The 22,691-nt window shown below is 41.1% G+C and carries 17 protein-coding genes; 9 read left to right on the top strand and 8 right to left on the bottom strand.

Annotated elements, in window-relative coordinates; translation table 11 throughout:
• Nucleotides 1–5 precede the first annotated feature (5 nt).
• From ACK8HY_RS01180 to ACK8HY_RS01190, 3 genes are read left to right on the top strand one after another with little or no spacing between them, the layout of a single operon-like run.
• Complete coding sequence (locus tag ACK8HY_RS01180; RefSeq protein ID WP_416132438.1) at nt 6–1,628, top strand: RagB/SusD family nutrient uptake outer membrane protein; 1,623 nt, start codon at nt 6–8, stop codon at nt 1,626–1,628.
• A 33-nt stretch (nt 1,629–1,661) separates the two neighbouring features.
• Nucleotides 1,662–2,366, top strand: a complete 705-nt coding sequence (locus tag ACK8HY_RS01185; protein ID WP_416132439.1) for a hypothetical protein — start codon at nt 1,662–1,664, stop codon at nt 2,364–2,366.
• A 31-nt stretch (nt 2,367–2,397) separates the two neighbouring features.
• A complete protein-coding gene (locus tag ACK8HY_RS01190) occupies nt 2,398–3,417 on the top strand; it encodes a hypothetical protein (RefSeq protein WP_416132440.1) in 1,020 nt (339 codons plus the stop codon).
• Nucleotides 3,418–3,491: 74 nt separating this feature from the next.
• Here ACK8HY_RS01190 and ACK8HY_RS01195 read toward each other — a convergent pair whose 3' ends face one another.
• The 7 genes from ACK8HY_RS01195 to ACK8HY_RS01225 form a co-directional block, all read right to left on the bottom strand.
• Nucleotides 3,492–4,964, bottom strand: a complete 1,473-nt coding sequence (locus tag ACK8HY_RS01195) for a TlpA family protein disulfide reductase (RefSeq protein ID WP_416132441.1) — start codon at nt 4,962–4,964, stop codon at nt 3,492–3,494.
• A gap of 10 nt (nt 4,965–4,974) precedes the next feature.
• Nucleotides 4,975–6,378, bottom strand: coding sequence for a RagB/SusD family nutrient uptake outer membrane protein (locus ACK8HY_RS01200; protein ID WP_416132442.1), 1,404 nt, complete (start codon nt 6,376–6,378; stop codon nt 4,975–4,977).
• A gap of 12 nt (nt 6,379–6,390) precedes the next feature.
• Nucleotides 6,391–9,891: a SusC/RagA family TonB-linked outer membrane protein gene (locus tag ACK8HY_RS01205; protein WP_416132443.1), complete on the bottom strand. Its 3,501-nt coding sequence runs from the start codon at nt 9,889–9,891 to the stop codon at nt 6,391–6,393.
• A 30-nt stretch (nt 9,892–9,921) separates the two neighbouring features.
• Nucleotides 9,922–11,028, bottom strand: coding sequence for a FecR family protein (locus tag ACK8HY_RS01210; RefSeq protein ID WP_416132444.1), 1,107 nt, complete (start codon nt 11,026–11,028; stop codon nt 9,922–9,924).
• A gap of 88 nt (nt 11,029–11,116) precedes the next feature.
• Nucleotides 11,117–11,680 (bottom strand): RNA polymerase sigma factor, encoded by a 564-nt coding sequence (locus tag ACK8HY_RS01215; protein ID WP_416132445.1) that lies wholly within the window; start codon nt 11,678–11,680, stop codon nt 11,117–11,119.
• 526 nt (nt 11,681–12,206) lie between these two features.
• On the bottom strand, nt 12,207–13,220 hold the full coding sequence (locus tag ACK8HY_RS01220; RefSeq protein WP_416132446.1) for an NAD-dependent epimerase/dehydratase family protein: 1,014 nt from the start codon (nt 13,218–13,220) through the stop codon (nt 12,207–12,209).
• A gap of 64 nt (nt 13,221–13,284) precedes the next feature.
• Nucleotides 13,285–13,860, bottom strand: coding sequence for a Crp/Fnr family transcriptional regulator (locus tag ACK8HY_RS01225; protein ID WP_416132447.1), 576 nt, complete (start codon nt 13,858–13,860; stop codon nt 13,285–13,287).
• A 253-nt stretch (nt 13,861–14,113) separates the two neighbouring features.
• Here ACK8HY_RS01225 and ACK8HY_RS01230 point away from each other — a divergent pair, with 253 nt between their 5' ends.
• The 4 genes from ACK8HY_RS01230 (at nt 14,114) to ACK8HY_RS01245 (ending at nt 17,198) form a co-directional block, all read left to right on the top strand.
• Nucleotides 14,114–14,491, top strand: a complete 378-nt coding sequence (locus ACK8HY_RS01230) for a helix-turn-helix domain-containing protein (protein WP_416132448.1) — start codon at nt 14,114–14,116, stop codon at nt 14,489–14,491.
• A 72-nt stretch (nt 14,492–14,563) separates the two neighbouring features.
• Entirely contained in the window at nt 14,564–15,319 is a 756-nt protein-coding gene (locus ACK8HY_RS01235) for an SDR family oxidoreductase (RefSeq protein ID WP_416132449.1), read from the top strand.
• Nucleotides 15,320–15,468: 149 nt separating this feature from the next.
• On the top strand, nt 15,469–15,825 hold the full coding sequence (locus tag ACK8HY_RS01240) for a hypothetical protein (RefSeq protein ID WP_416132450.1): 357 nt from the start codon (nt 15,469–15,471) through the stop codon (nt 15,823–15,825).
• A 422-nt stretch (nt 15,826–16,247) separates the two neighbouring features.
• Complete coding sequence (locus ACK8HY_RS01245) at nt 16,248–17,198, top strand: bestrophin family protein (RefSeq protein WP_416132451.1); 951 nt, start codon at nt 16,248–16,250, stop codon at nt 17,196–17,198.
• Between the two features lie 157 nt (nt 17,199–17,355).
• Here the strand turns inward: ACK8HY_RS01245 and ACK8HY_RS01250 are convergent, their stop codons facing one another.
• A complete protein-coding gene (locus ACK8HY_RS01250; protein WP_416132452.1) occupies nt 17,356–17,952 on the bottom strand; it encodes an RNA polymerase sigma factor in 597 nt (198 codons plus the stop codon).
• 367 nt (nt 17,953–18,319) lie between these two features.
• Between ACK8HY_RS01250 and ACK8HY_RS01255 the strand changes: the two genes are divergently transcribed.
• Together ACK8HY_RS01255 and ACK8HY_RS01260 are read left to right on the top strand one after the other, a co-directional pair.
• Nucleotides 18,320–19,348 carry a FecR family protein gene (locus tag ACK8HY_RS01255; RefSeq protein ID WP_416132453.1) on the top strand — a complete coding sequence of 343 codons (1,029 nt, stop codon included), beginning with the start codon at nt 18,320–18,322 and terminating at the stop codon, nt 19,346–19,348.
• Between the two features lie 88 nt (nt 19,349–19,436).
• Complete coding sequence (locus ACK8HY_RS01260) at nt 19,437–22,691, top strand: SusC/RagA family TonB-linked outer membrane protein (RefSeq protein WP_416132454.1); 3,255 nt, start codon at nt 19,437–19,439, stop codon at nt 22,689–22,691.

The raw sequence follows: 22,691 nt of genomic DNA on the forward strand, positions 1-22,691 counted from the left end.
GCATCATGAAAACATTATTTATAATCAATTATTGGAAGTGGGTACTTCTCGTGGCTATCGGCTTGAGTACCGCGTCGTGCAACAAATTTTTGGAAGAGGAGCCTCGAAACTCCACCTATAAGGAGGTCTATTGGAAAGATCCAAAAGCCGGAGAAAGTGCTATCGCAGGTAATTATGCGCTGTTGAGGAATGCCCTGATGGATGGTTTTTATGGCGTTGGAAACCGCTACTACATTTACGGGGACATGACACCGGATATTTATATCGGGATCAACCGGGATAGCTACAGTCATCCAGAAATAGGTAAAGGCAATTGGACCAGCAATTATTTTGCACAGTCTTATGGCAATTGGACCGTATTTTATAAAACCATAGCGATGTCCAATATCATTCTTAAAGAAATGCCTTTGGTTTCGGATGATATCTTGGTTTTAGAACAGACGGATCCCGAGGCTTTTCGCAAAAAAATTATGGGACAAGCCTATTTTATTCGGGCTTTCTCTTATTTCATGCTGACCAAAATCTGGGGTGATGTGCCCCTCGTTACCGAGGCCTATGATGATCCGATTAATGCGCCTCATCTGGGACGCACCTCCCGCATTGCGGTCATGAAACAGATCGAGGAGGATTGCCAACATGCGATAAACTTATTGAGTTGGGGGTATAAAACAGTTGCAGAACGTGCTGTCACAGCCAACAGAGGATCGGCGTATGCGCTCTTGGCACACCTGTACCTATGGCGGGGAACGACTACGGACCTAACCACAAATACACCGATCATGGATGATATCACGCGTGCTGACACGACCATCAACACCTTGCTCGCGCAAGGGGGCTATACACTGGCAGATACCGCCAAATATGCGGATGTTTTTAAAGGAAGATCGAGCGAAGGAATTTTTGAATTAAATGTCAGTGAAAATACTTTAGAAGGATCAAGTGCCCATATTGGGATGAAATTTTTGAATAGTAGCTATATTCCAACCTATGCCGCAACTGCTGACTTTTTTACCAAACCGGCTTACCTAAGTAGTCACTTTTACAAGATCGAAGAGAAGGAAGATTGGGTCTGGCATGAAGATATCAGGCAATGGGTCTGGGAAACAGTACAATCCCGGGGACTTGATACGTTGGACATCCGTTTCAAAAATAATTTTGTTAATTATACGTCGGATAAACCCGTATGTATTAAATATAGCAACATCGTCTTTCGGAATCCAGGCCAGCAGCTTGAACCCTATAATAGCAATAATTTGATTTTGTTTCGATTGAGCGATATCAAATTATTACAGGCCGAAATAGCCCTCTACCAAAATAATCCCAGTCGTGCAATCAGTATCATCAATGCCTCAAGGACGCGCTACGGTGCTGATCCTTCAAGCCTGTTACAACCTGGCTTGACCAAAACAGAAGTGATGAAAGAATATATGATCGAACGTGGAAAAGAACTCTATCTGGAGGGTCATCTGTTTTTTGACATGATCCGCACACGCACATATTCGGACCATATCGCTTGGCTAAGCGAGGCCCGGTTTAAGCAAGGTGGCTTTTTCTGGCCGGTAGACCCGCGTTTATTTAGTGAGAATAGACTTTTAGTTCAAACCGAATACTGGCGTGGAAAGATTTAATGACATCGTTAGCAACTTAAATTCTTAGAAAAAATGACTACAATCATAAAAAAAGCCGGTGCATATCCCTTATTTGCCCTGCTGTTTTTTCAGCTACTGACCTCATGCTCGAAAAACGATTATATCAACGATGGCGGCGTCCATCAAGCAAAAGTAAATATGACAACCTATGATTATCTGGCTTCGCATCCAAAGTTTGATTCTTTGGTGCGGATCATTGATCGTGCCAATTTAAAAGAGCTGGTGAACAGTGATATCACTTTTTATGCGACAACAAATTGGGGTGTTGCAGATTATGTGAGTGCCAAAAAACAACAGCGTATTGCGGAGGTCGGTGATGAAAATATTTCCTTTGACATTGATGATATTGATCCGAAAAGACTGGATTCTTTAAAGATATATATGTTCAAAGGAAAAGTAGAACGGGATAAGCTGGATCTGAATGGGGCATACTTTAGCAGTTTGTTTGGTTCTATCCCTTGGGTTCGATTTCAATTGGGGCTGAGACGAACGCGAGATTATAGTTCCTACGTCGATTATGTTGATTATTTGTATTACACGAAAGTCAATGGAACGCTGGATTCGGAAGAACCAAACCAAAATGCGATCCCGGAAGCGGAGCGGGATGCGCGGGTAGACGTACAGACCTCAGGAATTATCACGACTACTGGCGTCATACATGTGCTGCACGGTGATCATCGTTTATTTTTTAATAAGGAGAAAATGGCTTCTAATTGATAGGGAGTCAAGAAAATATACGCTAATGAAAATGAATATTATAACCACTTACACGGTACTATTAGGAATAGTGATCGGTGTAATCCTATCCGCCTGTGAAAAAATTGAGGAAGGTTTTTTAAGTGATACCATTCGCTATCGTGACAGTGTAATCTATTGTAAACGAGGGATGACACTCACCCTTTCGGATCGGATAAATGCAGATGGATCGACTCCGCCATTCGAATTTAAGATGTTAAACCTGCGGAACAAGCTGACGGGTGAGCCTGCGCCTGAGGAATTCACAAAAATGTATGAAATTGAAGTTTTTAAGGAAGGCATGACGTTCAATGCGGCAACAGACACCACGGTTGCGTTGCTGAAAGCAAAGCGCGAAACTAAGCAGGTCATGCCCATGGAATTTAACGCGGTCAGTGGCCAGATTAGTTTTAATCGGGCATCTGCAAATTTGCCACTGGGGATCTATACCTTTGATTTGCAGGCAACGAACCGCAAGGGAACGAAAATATATCCCTCATTTGCGGAGATTCATGTCATCGAACCTTTTTTGGAGGATGTCTTCGAGTTGACCTATGCTTCATTGACTGGGTCTAATGCTGCCGAGACTTTTACGCCAGCGTACAATAGTAATATTAAACTGACCTGCACCAAAGTTTCTGATGAGGGGGCGCGTGTGATCCTGAAAATTGTCGACAAAAATGGCCGGGCATGGGATCCCAAAGCGGGGGAGGTAATTAAACGTGGTGATCGTCCGACCTTTGAATCACATGTACGTTTTAATCCGGTCGTCGCCACAAACACAGCATTGGTTTGCGATTATGAAGTGGCCCCCTTTCCGCTAACAAAATTTAATGACGGAAAGACAAATTGGGATTACAATATTTACTATCGTATACCGATGCGTTTTGCAGCAATGGATGGCCACCCCAATCACAATATCAACCCTGTTTTTGGCTTTCGGGTACTGATGGAGGGCACATTTGAGGTCGAAGTAAAGCTGACAAATGTGGCTGCAATAAACTCATCCGGACCACCAGCAACAGGACTGTAAATAGGTATAACGAAAGATAGGGAATAAAGTCTGCCTCGACCCAGAGGCAGACTTTCTAGCATTGATTAGTACCATTAACCTTTATAAGGTTTTTTAGCGGCTTCTATGAGCTCTTTCATTTCTAATTTGATATAGTCCACATTTGGCGAGGATCCAGTTAGAAAATAGCGGATATTTCCTTCCTTGTCGATGACGAATTTAGCCGGGATACCTTTTACACCATATTTGGCTGCCATGACTTCCCCGGTTTGCGGATCTTTTTGATCGTCGTAAAGCACCTCAAACGGGTAGTTGTTTTTTGCAAGGAAAGAAACGACATTCTCTTTGTAGTTCTTATCGCGCTCCCAGGTATTCATAAACAGGAATTGGACGTCTTTATCATTTGCATACGATTCCTGTGCAGCTTTCATTCCCGGGAATGAGCGTACGCAAGGCTGGCACCAGGTCGCCCAGAAATCGAGGACAACAACTTTTCCCTTTAAACTCGCCAAGGATATTTTTTCACCCTTTAGGTTGAACAATTCAAAGTTGGGCGCTGGTTTGAAGGTTGCCATATCCTTGATGTGATTGCGGATGTTTTGGGTTAACTCCGTTTTTAGGGAAGCATTAAAGTTCTCATAGCCCTGAGCTGAAATGTTCAATTCTGTGTATAATTTTTTCAGATCTTTTTCGATCGCAAACTGCCCTTTAGCATATAATCTTGTCAATATATTGTACGCTTCAAGCTTTCTGCCTGTTCCGAGCAGCGATTTATAATAAACCATTGCAAGTCCATCCGCTTGTTCCGGTGCTGCTTTCAGGGCATTCTCAATATAACCAAGTGCTTCAGCATATTTTTTCTGCGCAACAAGGATATTCACATAGGCTGACATCGAACTGGCAAAGCCCATGGCTGCAAAGCGGGCCTTATTGTCCTTCTGTTCTTCAGGCAGCGTGAGGTAATAATAACTATCATCCATGGCAGCCTTCAGAAGTGGTGCAGCAGTCGTCGTGTCACCTGCTTGCAAAAGGGCTTGACCAACTGGAATATAACCATTGCCACGCCAAAACCGTTCTTTCATTTCACCCAGGTAATGAACAGCCTTTTGGGCATTTCCTTCATTGGCAAAACTCACCGCTAAACTCCCTAAAACGTAATCATAAGTCAGTGGTTCTTCGCTGAAATTTTTGACGGGCCATTTTTTGATCAGTTCCGTATAGGCTTTTTCTTTCGCCGTTGACGTTTCTGCATTGTAGAAGACATTCGTAATAAAGGCATCCCGCATTAATGTGCCCTTTGGGTATTTTTTCTTGGCGCTATTTTCGACGCTGGTCATTTCCTCTTCTTTGCCCAGTGAACGGAGGATATTGATTGTCTCACGATAGTCCGCTTCCGTTTTGTAGGTTTTTATTTCTGTGACTAATGCTTTGGCCAAAGAGTCTTTTTGTGCCAATGTGCCTTTCTCAATAATTGGAAGGTATTGTTGGTATCTATTCGCGGTTTGCTGTTGCGCATAACTGACCGTACTTGCCAGTAGCAGTGCTAGTGTTAAAGCTTTTACTTTCATTATTTTGTTTTTATTTTTCGACATTCTGTTTGATGGTTCCGTTGCCAGGATTCTCGGTTGCTCCTAATGGAAAAGGCATAATCCAGAGATGTGATGTTGGGCTCAACTGGATCGTCTTGTCCTCGATCGTCTTTGTCAGTGTTTTCGCAAAAGCACTTTCTTGATTGAGGCGTTTGTAATCTGTAAAGGGAATAATGGAATGAATCAGTTCATTCTGTTTGAGCTGTTGTATTTTTTTGATGGCATCCGTGGCATTTTGTGCGGTCAGGTCGGCATAGTCTGCAGCCAGGATCCTTGTCTTACGGACCTTGTTGACGAGATCCATTGCCTTTTGGATATTTCCCTGTCTTGCCTGACATTCTGCAGCAATCAGATAGACTTCAACAGTCGTCAAGCCCTGGCTATTATAGAATCCGGTCATTGTGCTCGCAAAATAGGTGTTGGGCACGACGGTACGCAATTTCCAGCGTGAGGCGAATTTACTGTCCCCTTTTTCAAATCGAGCTGCCCGTTCTACCGGCAGGGATAATTCCGCAGCGGTGTAGTTTGGCGATTGACCATGTCTGAAGTAGTAGTTTTCGACATAGGTAAAATCCATGGGTGTCCTCTTCAAGGTATAATTATTCGGATCTTCGATCTGTGATTTATTGGCCGTATAGTAGGCAGTCCAGTCGTATAGTTTATCGTTGTATCCCAGTGCTTTTTCACTATTTTCCAATGCATCCGGATAGTTATCCATTTGGAGGTAGATACGTGCCAACAGCGCATGAGCTGCTCCTTTGCCCGGATGCAGGATAGTTAGTCCTGTCGTAGGCAGGTTTGGGAGCGCGTCTTTGATATCCTTGATCATATAGTCATATATTTCGGCAATCGTAACCTGTTTTGAAGGGGCACCGATATCAGCACTTTCAATCCATGGAACCGATAGCAATTGGCCTGCCGTTTTAGGGTCATAATCCGCCGCATAATAATTTGCTAAGGTAAAATAACTGATGGCCCGGAGTACCTTGGCGGTAGCCATCAATTCATCCCTTTGTTGGGCTGTGGCCTCGGTCATTGCCGGCCCATGCTCCAGAAACAGATTGCAGACAGATATGCTCGAATAGGCATTGTAATAGGTGCTTTCATCGGCATTGTTATAGATTTTGCGGTCTTCCTGTTCCTTCCAGTTATAGTTTATATCCCATAATTTATAATAGTTAAGGTTCGCTGTGGAAACAAAACGATCGTTGGGCAAAATAATAGCCTGGGGGATAGGAACCTGATGAACAGTTGCTTCATCGCGCAAAAGCGCTTCGAAATCCGCATAGGTCTGTGGGATTTTCTTTCCTTTGGGCAATATGTCCAAATATTTATTGCAGGATGCGAAGAACAGCAGGGGAGTGATCGCAAGGAGGTAAATTATTTTTTTCATAAGAATTTTAAATTAGAAAGTGAGGTAAGCGCCAAAAACATAATTCGGTGCACGATAGCCTTCCAGCATAAATTTTGCATTGCTGGATTTGGTAAACATGGCCACATTTTCAGCATTGAACTGCAACCGTGCTTGGGCCAGTCGCATCTTTTTTATCCAGTCGGACGGTAGCCGATAGGCAAGGCTGATATTACGGATGCGTACATTGCGCGCATCGAGCACATTGATATCGGCGTATTGGTAGACGGTGCCACTTGCCGAGTTGTAAAGATTTGTCTCTTCAGGAAACACGAGACGGGGGATATCGGTTCTCGATTCATCGCCTTCCTGTTGCCAACGGTTACGGATGTCTTTGTTCATCGGAGCAAGGGTCGTGAATGTCAGATAGTTGCCGATCCCCATATAAGGCAGATCCTTATTTCTGATTTTATGTCCGCCTTCGTACGTGAGCATCATCGAAAAATCGAAGTTTTTGTAGGAGAGGCTATTTGTCCACGAAAGGGTATGCGTAGGCACTTTTGTTCCTGCATAGACAATGGACTCCAATGTTGTTGGCGTTTGCGTGCTTTTGTTCCCATTTTCATCATATACCTGTGGTATGCCCTGCTGATCGAGTCCAGCCCATTTGTAGGCATAAATCGCCTGGTATGGATTTCCTATGCGGGGGTACGCGTCAGGGTAATCCAATTGTAAGATATAAAATGGCGCTTTGACATTGACATACGTCACCTTGTTTTTATTATAGGCATATAGGACACTGCTGTTCCAGCTAAAATCATTTTTCTGGAGGATATTGGCGTTCAGCGTCAGTTCCAGGCCATGGTTGGTCATCTCTCCGTTGTTTATGGCGTAGGTGGAATAGCCGAAGCCTTCGGTAGGTACGCCCATAGTGGAGGCAAAGAGGTCTTTTCCTTGTTTTCTATAATAATCCAAGCTCCCCGAAATACGGTTTCTAAACAAACCAAAATCCAATCCGATATTTGTGGTCGTTGTTTTTTCCCAGGAAAGTGATGGGTTGGGGCGGTCCGAGACCGTGCCTTGGGTTCCCCCTACATGCGAGTTCGTGTTATAATAAGCTGTCATAAAGGGGGCTACATTCTGCAATATGTTTCCACCGATACCGTAGGAAGTGCGTAGCTTAAGCTGATCTAGCCAGTCCAGCTGCACGAAATTTTCCTCATGCAGATTCCATCCGGCACCGATGGACCAGATTGGCTTGTTCTGATATTTTGAACTTGTTCCCCATAAATTGGACCTATCCCAGCGCAAGCTTCCGGTAAGGAGGTATTTCTTCGAATAGGCATAGCCGACATTCCCATAAAAGGAAACAAAACGGTTGATGGATTCGTACTGACTGGCATTATCATAATTTTGGTTGAAAGAACCCACAGTTCCTATGGCTGGATCTAGCATGGTATAGGTAAGCGCATCGGGATCAAAATTATAGAGATTTTGAAGTTGAGAACGCATGCGGTTGTTTTTAAGCTCGCTGCCCAATATGGCGTTTAGGCTATGCTTTTCGCCAAAATCCTTGTCGATATTGACCTGTTGCCTAAAATTGAACGCATTATTCTTGAGATCTGTTGTTTTATTGATATTCCCATTGGGCATCATCAGTTTGGCTTTTCCATCAGCAATTAATGCAAACTGATTGACTCTCGATCGTGTATAATACGAATTTTTACCATAGAGAAGCTCAAACTTTTTATTGCTGATTTCATACTGAAAAGAGGCCGAATAGCTGAGCCAGTCTGCAATCTTCGCATTCAATTTTAGGAAACTTCGGTTCGAAAAACCATTTGACTGTTCGATATTGTTTTTTATCTCGTCCAATGGCGTGATGTCCAGTGTATTCAGGCCATATTGTTTAATCGTGTTGATATTTGCCAGGCTCATATAATCGGCCATATACGCCGTATAATTATTGCCGTCGTCATTTTTTAGCCTATTGTAAGGCAGAAAAGAAAAACCGGGTTTTAGCACATCATAGGTTTGCCTGTCATTATCGACATAATTGAGAAATGAGCTCATCTCGACTGTTAACCACTTGTTGACCTGGGTGATATTGCGTAGGTTGATGCCGAGATTCTGGTTTTTACTGAAACGGTCTTCCAGTAGATCCTTTTTATAGGTCGTCGAAAAATAGAATTTACTTTTTTCCGTACCGTTGGAAAGGTTCAGGTTGTACTGTTGTGAAAAGGGATTGCGCTTGGCATACTTGGCGATATCCTCATAAAAACGATAGCCTTGCTGGGAGAGTTGGTCCAGCTCGGCATTCATTTCGGATTCATCGATCAGACCGGCATATTTTTTAAGGATGCTGCGGATACCGAGACTTTGGTAAGACATATCGTTTAAAGTACTTTTTGCCTGCTCGGCTGTCATTGTTTTCAAATTAGGGTTTTTCGCTGCCCATTCCCTTTCGATGGCGATCATGTCCGCGGCCGATGCTAAGCGGTCGGTGTTAAAATAATAAGGCGTATGCGTCAAAGTAGCTGATACATTGATTTCAGTGCCTTTATTTTTTCCTTTTTTGGTGACGATAACGACAACCCCATTGGCCGCGCGGGCACCGTAAATGGAGGCTGCAGCCGCATCTTTTAGGACGGTAACAGATTCAATATCTTCCAGATTGAGGTCCGGCAGATTTTCAACTACACGACCATTGAAATCCATGGTTGCATTATCTACCGGGAAACCGTCGATCACGTACAAGGGCGAGGTTACTCCTCTCATGGAGGTTGTCCCGCGAAGCAAGCCATCATGATATCCCGCAATGCGGCCTTCGAGCAAGTTCTCTAAGTTGTTGAGCCGCTGCTGTTGCAGGCTGTTTTTCGATAGACTCGAAAAGGCTCCTGTAGCACGTTCTTTGGCAATGGTCTGATAACCCGTATTGATGGTCACATCAACTGCCGCAAGACTGGTATTGCTTGGCTTGAGTACGATCAGAGCAGGTTCATCATTGGCATTAAATTCAAGGGTTTCGTAACCCAAGAAGGAAACGGTCAGCACGGCGCCACGTGTAGGGGAAGTCAATTCAAATTGTCCATTTTGATCAGACTTTGTAGAGGTACTGCTGTTTTTAATAGTGACGGTGGCACCGTTCAATGCCTTCCCTTCGGCATCGGAAATATTGCCACGCAATTTGTATTGTTGGCTGGGCGCTGAGGGCGCTGTGGAAGTAGATCTTCCGGTAGCTGCATTTTTCAGCAAAATGGTGTTTTTGACAATCTTGTACTGGATGTTATTGGCGGTAAAGGTCGCATCCAGTGCTTCTTTGAGCGTTACATCTTTGAGATGAAGTTTAACTTTGGGAATTGTCAGCTGTGCCTCGTCATAAACAAAATGATAGGTCGATTGTCTTTCGATCTGTTTCATGACAGCAAGTGCTGATTCGTTGTTGGCCTGGATGTTAATCTGGCCAAAACTGTAGGAGCTGCACAGTACCGAAAAGCCATAGAGTAGCACGGCCCTGGCTTTTTTGTTCAGCCTGGACGAATAGGATTGTTTCATATAGGTATTGGGTTAAGTTATCTGTTTATGCTATTGTTTTTTGATGGTTAAATACACTTTATTGTTTTTCATGTGGCCTTGGATGTCAAAATAAGAAAGGATCTGCATGACATCGTCAAGATTGACGTTTCTAGGGATCTCTCCTGTGATCAGGCGATTTTCGGCTGCGGTTTGGTCAACGACAAAATCAATATTATACCAGCGTTCCAATTCGCGGACAATATTTTTTACCGAACTCCGTCTGAAGCTGAAAAGTCCATTTTTCCAGGCAGTAATACCGCTTATATCCGTATTTGCCTTTTGTAGATTTGCTTGTGCTAAGGTTTGCTGTCCAGGCTGTAGGATCAGTGATTGCTGCAGCTTATTTTTGCGGGTCACTTTTACCTTTCCATGGACCAGTGTGGTGATTGGTGTGGCGTTGTCTGCGTAGCTCTGAATGTTAAATCCTGTGCCCAGCACCTGGATTTCATCGTTTCCGACGTTAACCTTAAATGGTTTCTTCGCATTGTGTGCGACTTCAAAATAAGCTTCACCCTTTAAAACGACGGACCGTTCGTTACCGACAAATTGGGCTGGATAGCTGATGGTCGAACCGGCGTTCAGCCATACTTTGGTTCCATCTTCGAGCTGTACCTGAAATTGTCCACCACGCGGTGTTTCCAGCGTGATCAGTTGATTACCCCCAGCTTTGCTGAGATCGATATTGCCTGTATTCAGCTGCACGAAGCCATTCTTATTGATCAGTTTGTCCTGTTGACCCAATGCGATGACCTCGCCATTGGGCAGGCGAAGTGTAGCCTGGTCATGCCCTGGTTTTATGGCAGCAAACAGTTCGGTCGCCTGTTGAGCATCCTTTTCAGCACGCTGCTGCTGTGAATACTGATAGAGTCCAAATGCTACGCTGAAAATGACGATCGCTGCTGCAGCATATTTCCATATCGAAATATAGTTGGCTTTTCGCGGAAATAAATTCCGATCCATTGCATTGAGCTGCTCCTGGATAAATTGATCGTCCAGCTCCGTGGATGCACGCTTTGCTTTATGCAGATAGAAGCTATGAATGATCCGCAGTTCTTCTGGAGACGCTGTCCCCGCTTTATATTTTTGGAATAGTTCCTGTAATGTGTCTTTCTCCATTCTTTAGGCTGATAGCCATAAGAAGGCTATCTAATAGTAATGACGGTCGAACAGGGAAAAGGGAGTATTAAAAAAAATAAAAAAATGATTAGAAAAAAAAGAAGGAGCCAAATTTCGTGCGCAATATGCGTAAGGCGTTATGGACCTGTTTTTTAATTGTTTTTTCGGAAGTGGATAAGAGCGCACTGATCTCTTTATAACTGTGTCCCTGCTCGCGATTGAGTTCAAAAACTTCCCTTGTACGGGGCGACAGTTTGCTCTTTTCGTGTTCGATCATGGCAGCAAGTTCTTTTTCCAACAGCAAGTCGTCCGTATAACGGACACCCTCCTCGACAAAGGATAAAACATCCTCCCGGTATTTTTCTACCACTTCCTGATGGCTAAAATAGTCCAGTATTTTATTGCGGATGGATTTGATCAAATACGGTTCGAGCGATTGGCTGATTTCTATAATTGCCCTTTTATTCCAGAGGACAAGGAAAACGTCCTGAACAATATCCTGACTTAGCTCGCTGTCCTGTGTCATGCGATAGGCATGGCGAAACAGCAGTTCTTTATAACGATCAAACAATTCCTTGTAGGCTAACGCGTCGTTAGTCTTTACAAGTTGGAAGAGGGTTTCTTCTTTTAAATTGTGGTAATCGTATTGCACCCGGCGTTGATTTGTTATTAGTTTGTAAAGCTAATTTAGGACATTGTTCGCAAAAATAAAAAACGAAAGTTCAACACCCGCTTGCTTCAACAGTACCAATGCTGTACACAAAAGAAAGAGAATTGTCTTTTTATATTGCTTGGGTTATGTGGGAATGGGTACATTGTCGGTATGTTCGATTCTTCCTGGCGTCCAGTTTTCTAACGAATGGTTTTTGTCGGTCTTGTATTTACATTTCTGGTGACGGTTGTAAGTTTTGGATATCATTATACCGAAGGGGATCTACAAAGAAATTACAGAATTTGGATAACGACTATGTGGAGTCTATCCTTAAAATATATGACTAAAGTAGCATTTAAAGAGTCTTTCCTTCTACAGATCCATTTAATTCTATAACAACAGTGCGATATTAGATACACATCTTTATAACGCATAAAATCTTCATAGCGGGATTATATTAATCACTAACCTTATGTATGTAGCCATAGAAAAGACAGCGTCGCTGCTTATTTAAAGATTTAGGCAGTTATTCTAGTAAATTCCTGTTTTTCATCAAGTAATCCAGGGCTTCTTTAACTGTTTGTACTGGTTTTTTTGGATTAAAACCTAATTCTTTTTTTGATTTGGAGATATCAAAATCCTGCTGTAATCCAGAGAACATTGCAATTTCCTTTTTTGACAATACGGGTGGTTTACCACTTAACTTCGTTGAAAATTCCATAAGTCCAGCAATAGCATACAGAAGAAATTTGGGAACAGAGCTAGGTATTTTGAGTTTTAGTTCTGGATAAAGTTTTTGAGCCAGTTTGGTCGTATCCGTGATGGTCATACATTTTTCGTTTGCAAGAATGTAACGTTCGCCAGAGCGTCCTCTCTCTGCGGCCAGGTAACAACCTTCAGCTACATCTTTTACGTCTACCCAATTGAGTGTTATCTTGGTGTCTACCGGAATTTCCTTTTTCAAGATCATTTTGAGAACTCCGAAGGAAACATTCAAAGGTAGAAATGCCTCACTGCCAATCATTGCTCCGGGCATCACCGATACAAGTTCAATCCCCAATTCTTTAGCCAGCTGAAAAGCTAGTTTTTCGCCATCATTTTTAGAATTGTAATACATATCTCTTCGGTCGGGATTGTAACCGTTGCTTTCTTTTGTCGGAAGACACGTATAATCTAGTGCCGCGATGGAGCTCACATAGACGATTCTTTTCACGCCAGCTTCTGCCCCAGCTTCTATGGTGTTACGTGTTCCGTCCATATTTACGTCGTAGATTTCCTCTTTGGGATTTTTTGCCCATAATTTGAAGGCTGCGCCTACTGCATAAAATGTTTCTACTCCCTGCAAAGCTTTAAGGAATGAAGTCTTATCCGTAATATCTGCATGAACGACTTCACAGTCCAAGTCTTTGAAACATTCTTTATTTTTGATACTGCGTACAGAAGCCCTGACCCGAAATCCCTTTTTGATTAGTAACCTTACAAGATTATTACCCAAATGTCCGTTTGCACCAGACACCAATACTAAATTTTTATTTGCCATATCCGTTGATTTTAAATGATAGGGCAAAGTTCAGCCTTATTCAATCAAAACCACTTCACAAATGTTACCTAATGACCTGTTTACGGATACGGCTCAAACTTTTAGGATTCATTCCGAGAAAAGATGCAATATACTGCATGGGGGCATTGTGGAGGATTTGGGGATATTCACTCATGAGTTTCAAATATCGCTGTTCCGCACTAAGCGTAGCCAATTCTTTAGACCGTTTTTCATTATATGATAATGATTGTTGAAATACCCGAAAGCTGAATTCTTTAAATGCAGGACTTTGCTGGATCAGCAAATCAAGGTTTGTTTTCGAGATGCGTAAAAGTTCACATTCAGTAATAGACTCGAGATTTTCCTCTGATTTGGTCTGATTGACAAAATTTGTATAAGAAGTAATAAAGCCTGGTGGACAATTGATGTGTGTGGTTACTTCATCACCCTTATCATTGTAATGGAACAGCCTAACGAAACCTGATACAACAAAATACAGATATGCAGGAATTTTTCCTTCTTCTTCCAATATCCTGTTCTTTGGATATGGCACAGGATCAAAATAGCTTATGCACATATCTCTTTCTAGATCAGAAAGTACAGTGCTCTGTGTAATTAGCTGGATAAGCCGATTGTGCATACTGCAAATATAAAAAATATTGCTACACAAGTTCATGGCATCCAACCTTAAAAATAGTCTGCTTATTGTGGGTTCGCTATAAGGACCCTAAAGATTTTTATCGAATAGATTACACAGCGCTATTGCAGTATTGTAAATAAAATTTTTATCACCATATATTGTTTTATTAATGTTTGAATGAATTATTTTGCATTTAGGGCTGAACTAAAGAAAAATAATATTTGTACTTTTAAGTCTATTAATGTAATGGAATATGTATACCGAAGACAATATCACACGAAACAAGGAAATTTGTAAAAATTACCTGGTCTTCTTGGACAATCACATCAACGATGTGATAGCCGGTCGTAAAATAGAATTTTTAGAAATCAATGAGATTGCATCAGAATTGGCCATATCACATACCCACTTGACAGATGTCGTAAAACTGGAGATGGGAAATCATCCATGTTATTTCTACGATCTAAAGATTATTGAAAGGGCAAAAGAAATGCTTGTTCACAGTCAGTTGCCCATTGCAAAAATTGCAGCGGCATTAACCTATGATCCATCTAATTTCTCCAAATTCTTCAAAAAATGGACTGGCATGACGCCTGGGGATTTTAGGCAAAATAATTTTTTGGAAAGCTAATCTTCCGAAAAGTTCACCATATAGATATCAACCCGAATATTGAATTTTGTATTGTAATCTTAAAATTTTACTATGTCAACACATGATTTAAAAGGAAAGGTTGTTTTGATCGCTGGTGGCGGTAAGAACCTTGGAGGACTATTAAGCAGGGATTTTGCTTCAAAAGGAGCAAAGCTAGCAATACATTACAACAGCGAAAGCTCAAAGGCGGAAAGCGAAAAAACTTTGGCAGAAGTTCAAAGTCTAGGAGCAGAGGCATTTTTATATCAGGGCGATCTAACGAAAGTTGAAAATGTAAGTCATTTTTTCGATGCGGCAATAGCTAAATTTGGAGGAATTGATATCGCAATTAATACGGTTGGAATGGTATTAAAAAAGCCGTTTACTGAAACTACAGAAGAAGAATATGATATCATGTTTGGTATCAATTCAAAATCAGCCTATTTTTTCCTTCAGGAAGCTGGTAAAAAATTAAATGACAATGGCAAGATCTGTACGATAGTTACATCTTTATTGGCTGCATATACAGGATTATATTCTACTTATGCAGGTGCCAAAGCTCCTGTTGAACATTTTACAAGAGCTGCGTCTAAAGAATTTGGATCAAGAGGGATTTCTGTTACGGCTGTTGCGCCTGGCCCGATGGATACTCCTTTCTTCTATGGTCAGGAAACTCCAGATGCTGTAGCGTATCATAAATCAGCATCCGCTCTCGGTGGATTAACAAAAATAGAAGATATCGCCCCACTAGTCGAATTTTTGGTTACTGATGGCTGGTGGATCACAGGTCAAACAATTTTCGCAAACGGTGGTTATACCACTAGGTAGTCAATGAAAAACCAGCTGTTTATAAAAATACCGCTGGTTTTTTTATTTTACCATTGATTATACTGCTGTATTATTGGTATGCAAATTAATCTACTGGATTATGAATCCTTATCTTATAACCACAAAATTAACCATTTAGAAAATACAATATGACACTAAAAATTATTAATGCTGCACTGATGATTATGGCCATATTTATGGGGCTTAAACAAGGATGGGCAATGCTTTCCGGCAAATCAGAAATGATTGCGATGTTTAGCAAATGGAACATCGGAAAAACAGGATTGATGGTTATCGGAGCTGCAACGATGCTAAGTGCACTGCTTATTATTTTTCCAAAAACCTTTATTTGGGGAAATTTCTTAATGGCAGCTGGTATTTTAATGATCATCTGCCTTCACCTGCTTGATAGAGATTTGAAAGGCATGGCAATAGAATTGCCATTTCTTTTGCTGAATCTTATCATTATTTATTTGCAGCATCCGTTGAAAGAAAGCTTATTATAAACAGTAAATTGTCAATGATGAGATTACCGGATGCAAAGCTTTATGATGACGGTAGTCCCGCAATTTCCAAAGCTTTGTCCAAGAAGCCTGTGGACATGAAAGATTTACCGCGATAGAAAAGGTGGAAAATAACGGAAAAGATGTTACTGGAAATTTCCATACAGAAAGATGGGGGGATTTTAAAACCTATTTTAAGTTTAGCATTGATTCAGACGGCAAAATTTACAGGTAGGAAATAGGACAGGCAAATAACTACCACCAAATTACTAACAGCATTTATAGGTATTGCAGGCCAGTTTTATACGGTAGTTTTGGTAGGTATTATCAGTAAATTTTCCTCAAAAAATTAAATCAATATGAATATAAGCTCTCATTATAAGCTTAAGCATTTTATTCCCTGGACAAGCTCTAAAATATATAAAATGCTTTTATTAAGTATCATTCCGACAATGTTGTTTTATTTTCTAGACTGGAAGTGGCTGGCAATTCCCTGGGTTCCGGTTGCTTTGCTGGGAACGGCTACAGCTTTCATATCAGGGTTCAAAAATACCCAGACCTACAATCGTACCTGGGAGGCGCGACAAGTGTATGGTGCTATTATTAACAATAGCCGGACTTTTGGAATTATGGTAAAAGATTTTATCCGCTCAGAGGATAAGATTCTTGAAAAACAACTGCATCAGGAAATTATTTATCGTCATTTTGCCTGGCTCACTGCGCTACGGTTTCAACTCAGGGAAATTAAAAGTTGGGAGAACGTGAAAACTAAAAGTTATAATCGCAAATATCTTCAATATTACAAGGTTCCGGAGTGGGAAAGCAGTTTGGATAAAGAACTGGCGGAATTTATGGGTAAAGAAGAGCTTCAATTCATTTTATCAACAAAAAACCGTGCAACACAAATTATAAGTTCGCAATCCTTCCAGCTAAAAAAACTGAATGAGGACAATAAAATAGCAGACTATAATTATACTGCATTGGAGAATCAACTCAAAGAATTGTATGACCAACAGGGGAAATGTGAGCGTCTAAAGAATTTCCCTTATCCGAGACAGTTTTCGAGTATCAACTTATATTTCACCAATGCGCTGTGTTTTCTAATGCCATTGGGTTTTATAGGGGAATTCTCCAAGATGACCGAAAGATTCGGTGATAGCATAATTTGGCTTGCTATTCCCTTTAGTGTATTACTGGGCTGGGTGTTTTTGGTTCTGGAACAGATCGGCGAAAGTACGGAAAACCCATTTGAGGGAAATGCAAACGATATTCCGATTACACAGATAAGCAGAAATATAGAAATCGACCTTCGCGAAATGTTGGGAGAAAAGGATCTCCCGCCCGCAATTGTGGCGCAGAATAATATTTTGATGTAAATATTAATACGAGTAAATTATGGAACTATTGATGCTGTTAACCAACTACTTATGATCACGACAGGGATGCCTATAAATAGCGCGGCTACAAAGAAGGCAGCTCGGGTAAATTTGAAAGATGCGCGATCACACTCGGCGCGGTCCCCCTATTTCAATGTTATGCTTTCGTAAAATAAAGGCAAATGAGGAATGCAATGGAATAACCTGTATTGCCAAAATTATTTCTAATGGATTGAATAGCTCTAGCATGTAATTTGTAAGATGCTTTTAATGTGACACCTATGGTTTGAGCAATCTCTTCGAAAGACAAGCCTTTTACATATTTGAGGTATAAAATTTCTTTCTGACGGTCAGTTAAGTGGGCAAATGCCAAATTTAAACGGCTGCGATTCTCTTTTAATACTTCCTTTTCAATAATATTAGCTTCAACCGGCAATTCGAAGCTAAACGAATAGGTATCCTCTTCTAAATTGCTGTGTTGATATTTGTTATGCTGCCTTTTTAAATTCAGTAATTCATTTCGAGTAGAACGGAGTAAGTAAACTAACAGGTTTTTCTCGTTTTTAATTGAAGCTCTCTTTTCCCAAAAGTTTATAAAAACATTGTGGATTACGTCTTTGATGGTCTCTTCGTCCTTGGAAAAACGAAGTGCATACAGGAATAGGTTTTTAAAATTGGCATTATAAATATTTTGAAAAGAATCTCTGTCTCCCGCCAAAAACTTTTTCCAATCTATTTCAATTTTCTTATGCATCTAGATATGACTGGCTATCAATAATGTTTGTAAAGCTAAACTTTTTTTCTTCAAAAAAACAAAAAACATTTTCTATTTCGATAAAAATATCCCTGAATTTCCGGTTTTTCATGGGGGAAAAATTGAATATCTATGCTCGACTTTTGCGCATACTTAAATTTTACGGAGACTCAGGATGCTGACATTTGCTCCGGCTTATTGGTGTCAGAATGATTGAGGAAATTTGCGCTGACAATAAATGGGAATGTGGTAGTAATTTAATTTTTTTTGTCTCATTATCAGGTGTTTGTGGTTTTTTTATATTTTTAGATGGGTGACAAAATTAGAAAACCGTGTCTTTAGAATAAGTAAACCGAATTATTTTTAGATGACTACACACACCGAAATGTATGGGGATGACCAGCTTTTGCAGGAATTGTTTAGCAACCCCTCTTTTATCCAGTTAACTGCGCAGGAGGGTTTAGTAGACGAAACGCAATGGCTCTCTTGGTTTGATAAATATCCGAGATTTCAAGAAGTCAGCTTGATCGCTAGAAAACTTTATGAATTGAAGTACTTCGAATCTACAACCTCTGTAACAGAAGGATATCGTTCAGAAGTTTGGGAAGGAATTGTAGCGCATTTGGACAGTCATCCAGATAAAGCTGCCCGACGTGGATTGGGAGGAATAAAAATTCAGCAATGGTTACAATATGCGGCAATTTTTATTGCTGCCTGTGCATTCGGTTTGTGGATTTATTTGGCACAAACGACAAAAGTATTTGGGGAAAGTTACGCCACCTCCACGAGCAAACAGGAGTTTACTTTACCCGATGGAAGTAAGTTATGGCTCAATAAATATAGTACAGCAAATTATCAGGAAGATGCTTCCGGCCGCAGACTGGATCTAAGAGGTGAGGGATATCTGCATGTCACAAAACAGATTAACAATGGTCGAAAAAGGCCATTCATCGTTGAACACGATGGTTTAAAAGTAGAAGTGTTGGGAACGCGTTTTAATATAATTAATACCGCCAAAACTAAATTGGTTGCTTTGGATGAAGGGCGTGTACGAGCGGCTTATGAAGGTCGGAATATGCTGATGAAGCCTGGCGAGGTTGTCAACGTCGACCGAGGCGTATTGAAAAGGTTGCCAATTCAGTCTGATTTAGTCAATAGCTGGCAAACGGGAGTTTTAGATTTAAATAAAACTTCTTTAAATGAGATTTTGATCTGGTTGCAATTTACCTACCGGATGAATATTGTCGGCAAGTTGCCTTCCGATGTAATGGATTCAACGGTGAGTGGGCAGATTGATCTGTCCGAGCGACAAAATGTATTAAAATCATTGGGAAACCTATACCATATCCGTATTTCGGAACAAAAAGATCACTTTGAAATTTCAACGCTGAAATAAATAACAATTATACTTATACCTCTAGATTATGAAAAACAAATGGATCCGACAACTAGCTTGGGCAGGGCTAGGTTTGTCATCGTGTTCAATGAGCAATACTATTTTAGCTTCAGAATTGAGCTTGAACACGAAATTTGCAGCATTGTCTATTAGCCAACAGAAGGACAGGATCGCAGTACGCGCTATGCGGGTGGCCGAAGTTCTACGAATCGTCTCCAAACAGGAAAAAATCTATTTTGCCTATGCAGACAAGATCATCGAAAAAATTTCTATTGAAGAGATAAACCCCCATGCAGTACAATTGAGCTCATTGCCTAAAATCCTAGCTAAGGCTAACCTTCGAATGGTAAAGATTTCAGACAGGCAGTATGTAATTGAAAAAATAGCGCGAAATGCAGCCCTTGCTGATGAGGGAAAGCAATCCAATAGCCAGCATTCTCCAAATCAATCGGTCATACAGGGAACAGTTACGGATTCAGCTGGCAAACCACTATCTGGAGTAACTGTAAAAACCACGAACGGACAGTCCGCTGTCAGAACAGATGAAAATGGGAAGTTTAGTATTGACGTTCCTATAGGAACTATGCTCCAATTCAACCTACTGGGATATCAGACAGTCACAAAAGAGGTGGAGTCGGAGGAGGTTATGGCTATTCAGCTCGTTACAGGAATAACTAATTTGGAAGAAGTCGTTGTTGTTGGTTATGGTACCCAGAAAAAATCCGATCTGACCGGATCAGTGGGGATAGTTGATGTTGGTAAATCTTTAAAATCAAGGCCTGTAACGAATGTTCAGGAACTTTTGGCGGGAACAATTCCCGGACTAAATGTGACCAAAGGAAGCGGTGCAGTAGGGAGTGGTGCTTCAATAAATATACGAGGTACCTCAACAATTGGCGGAAGTTCCGGTGCCCTCGTCCTTATTGATGGAGTCCCAGGAAATATCAATACGCTTAATCCAAATGATATCGAAAGTATTTCTACGCTCAAAGATGCATCATCTGCTTCTATTTACGGGTCCAGGGCAGCAAACGGCGTTATTCTAATCACTACCAAGAGTGGCCAGGCATCAGATAAATTGGCAATTGAAATCAATACAGGTATCGGTATTCAGGCCCCACAGCAACATATTGATTTTGTTGGTTCCGAAGATTTTATGAAACTATGGGATCAGGCACTTACGAATGATGGAAAGCAGGCTCTGTATGGAGGAAAAGGACTTCAGGACTTAAGAGATGGAAAATATGCTAATGTAAAATGGTACGAGGAAATCTATAAGAAAAATAGAATTATCAATAATAATTATCTATCCTTTTCAGGAAACAACGAACGCCTGAAATATCGGTTTTCTGCCTCCCATGATTTTCAAAATGGTACCTTACCCAATAATAAGTATAATCGCATTATTTTAAAACCGGATATGACATTCCATATCTCAGAAAAGATTGATGCCCGAGCCAATATTCAATTTACAGAAACCTATATCGATGCGCCGCAAGGGGGAACAGAGGTTTGGCAAAGCCAGGCTACCCGTGTAGCTCCAATATATTTTATAAGAAACAAATTGGGCCAATTTGGGCCTGGTTCTTCCATGGTCAATAACCCCATTGCCGGAGTCTATGAATCGGGGTTTAATAGACAAAAGTACAAAGAGCTGCTGGGTATTTTTGAGTTGACTTATAAGCCAATTTCTGATTTAGAATTTAAAGGAAGCTTTTCCCGCTATACTTTTGATAACTGGAGTAAAAATCGCGTGCTTAGCTACAACCTTTACGACGATCAAGGAAATATAGTATCAGTGCAAAATCGGGTAACAAATTTAACAGACGGAGCGAGTAGCAATTACCGTAATATGTTACAATTTACAGGAACCTATTCAAAAACTATTGGCGATCATCATCTCAAGTTATTGGGCGGTTATTCCCAAGAATATTTTAATACATCTGGGTTTACGGCTTTCCGCGATAATTTACCTTTTCCGACAATCGACGTGCTTAATAGCGGTGCGCAAACCAATATGCGCTCCACAGGTGATGCAAGTGACGTAGCGATCAAGTCTTATTTTTCCCGTTTGAATTACGACTATAGAGGTAAATATTTATTTCAGGCGAATGTTCGGGCAGATGGTTCTTCCCGATTTGCCAAAGGCAATCGGTGGGGCGTCTTTCCGTCTTTCTCCGCCGGATGGAATATCCATCAGGAGGAGTTCTTTAGTTCCGATTTTTTAACCACATTTAAGTTAAGAGGATCCTGGGGTGTTTTAGGAGATGCTGAAAAGGTAGGCTACTATGCTACGGCCGCGGTCTTGACCTATGACCCGGCCATGTACGGATTTAATGGTGTAGTTGTTCCTGGTGCCTGGAATAATGTTTCGATCAACCCAACTATCAGTTGGGAAGAATCCAAACAGACCAATTTTGCCGTTGATCTGGGCTTAATCAATAAAATCAATATTACGGCCGAATATTTTGTCAATAACCGTGATAATATTTTATATGCTCCACCAGTTCCGACAGAATTTGGTCTGGCTGGACCGTTAGCTAATTTACTGAGCATGCGGAGTAAAGGGATGGAATTTTTGGTTGCTTATAATGATCGTAAAAATGACTGGTATTGGTCTATTGACGCAAATGCTTCTTTTTCAACAAATAAGGTGAAAGATCTTGCTGGCACTGGACCATGGATTGGCAGCCAGACAATTACAGATGTAGGTTATACTTATAATTTACCCTATGGATACCAAGCGGAGGGCTTATTCCAATCCGACGATGAAATTAAGAATAGTGCTTCACAGGGAGCAAATGTTTTTCCTGGCAACATCAAATATAAAGATCAAAATGACGATGGTGTCATAAACGGTAGCGATCGAGTAATCTTGCGCGATAAACCGGTTATCCGTTACGGGTTAAACTTGGGCTTGGGCTGGAAAAACCTCGATATATCAGTCAATATGTACGGTGCCCTACAGAATGCAAGATACATCAGCGGCTATGAAGGTTGGGCCTTTTTCCTGACACAGAACGCCAGGCCAATGCATTTGGATAATTGGACTCCAGATAATCCAAATGCAAGTTATCCTCGTCTTTCGTTGCAATATACGTCAAACGACACTCAATATTCCGATTATTGGTTACGGAAAGCCAATTATTTAAAGATTCAGAATGCACAGATTGGCTATACGTTTCCCACCAATTTGTTGTCGAGTTTGAAAATTGCAGGATTGCGTGCTTTTGTGTCGGCACAAAACTTAGCCACGATTACTGATTATAAGGGCTTTGATCCAGAAGGATCGTATTACCCGATTTCAAGGACATTCTCTTTTGGTGTAAATCTTAAATTTTAA

Source organism: Sphingobacterium sp. NGMCC 1.201703 (assembly GCF_047784615.1).
In the GTDB taxonomy this organism is placed as follows: domain Bacteria; phylum Bacteroidota; class Bacteroidia; order Sphingobacteriales; family Sphingobacteriaceae; genus Sphingobacterium.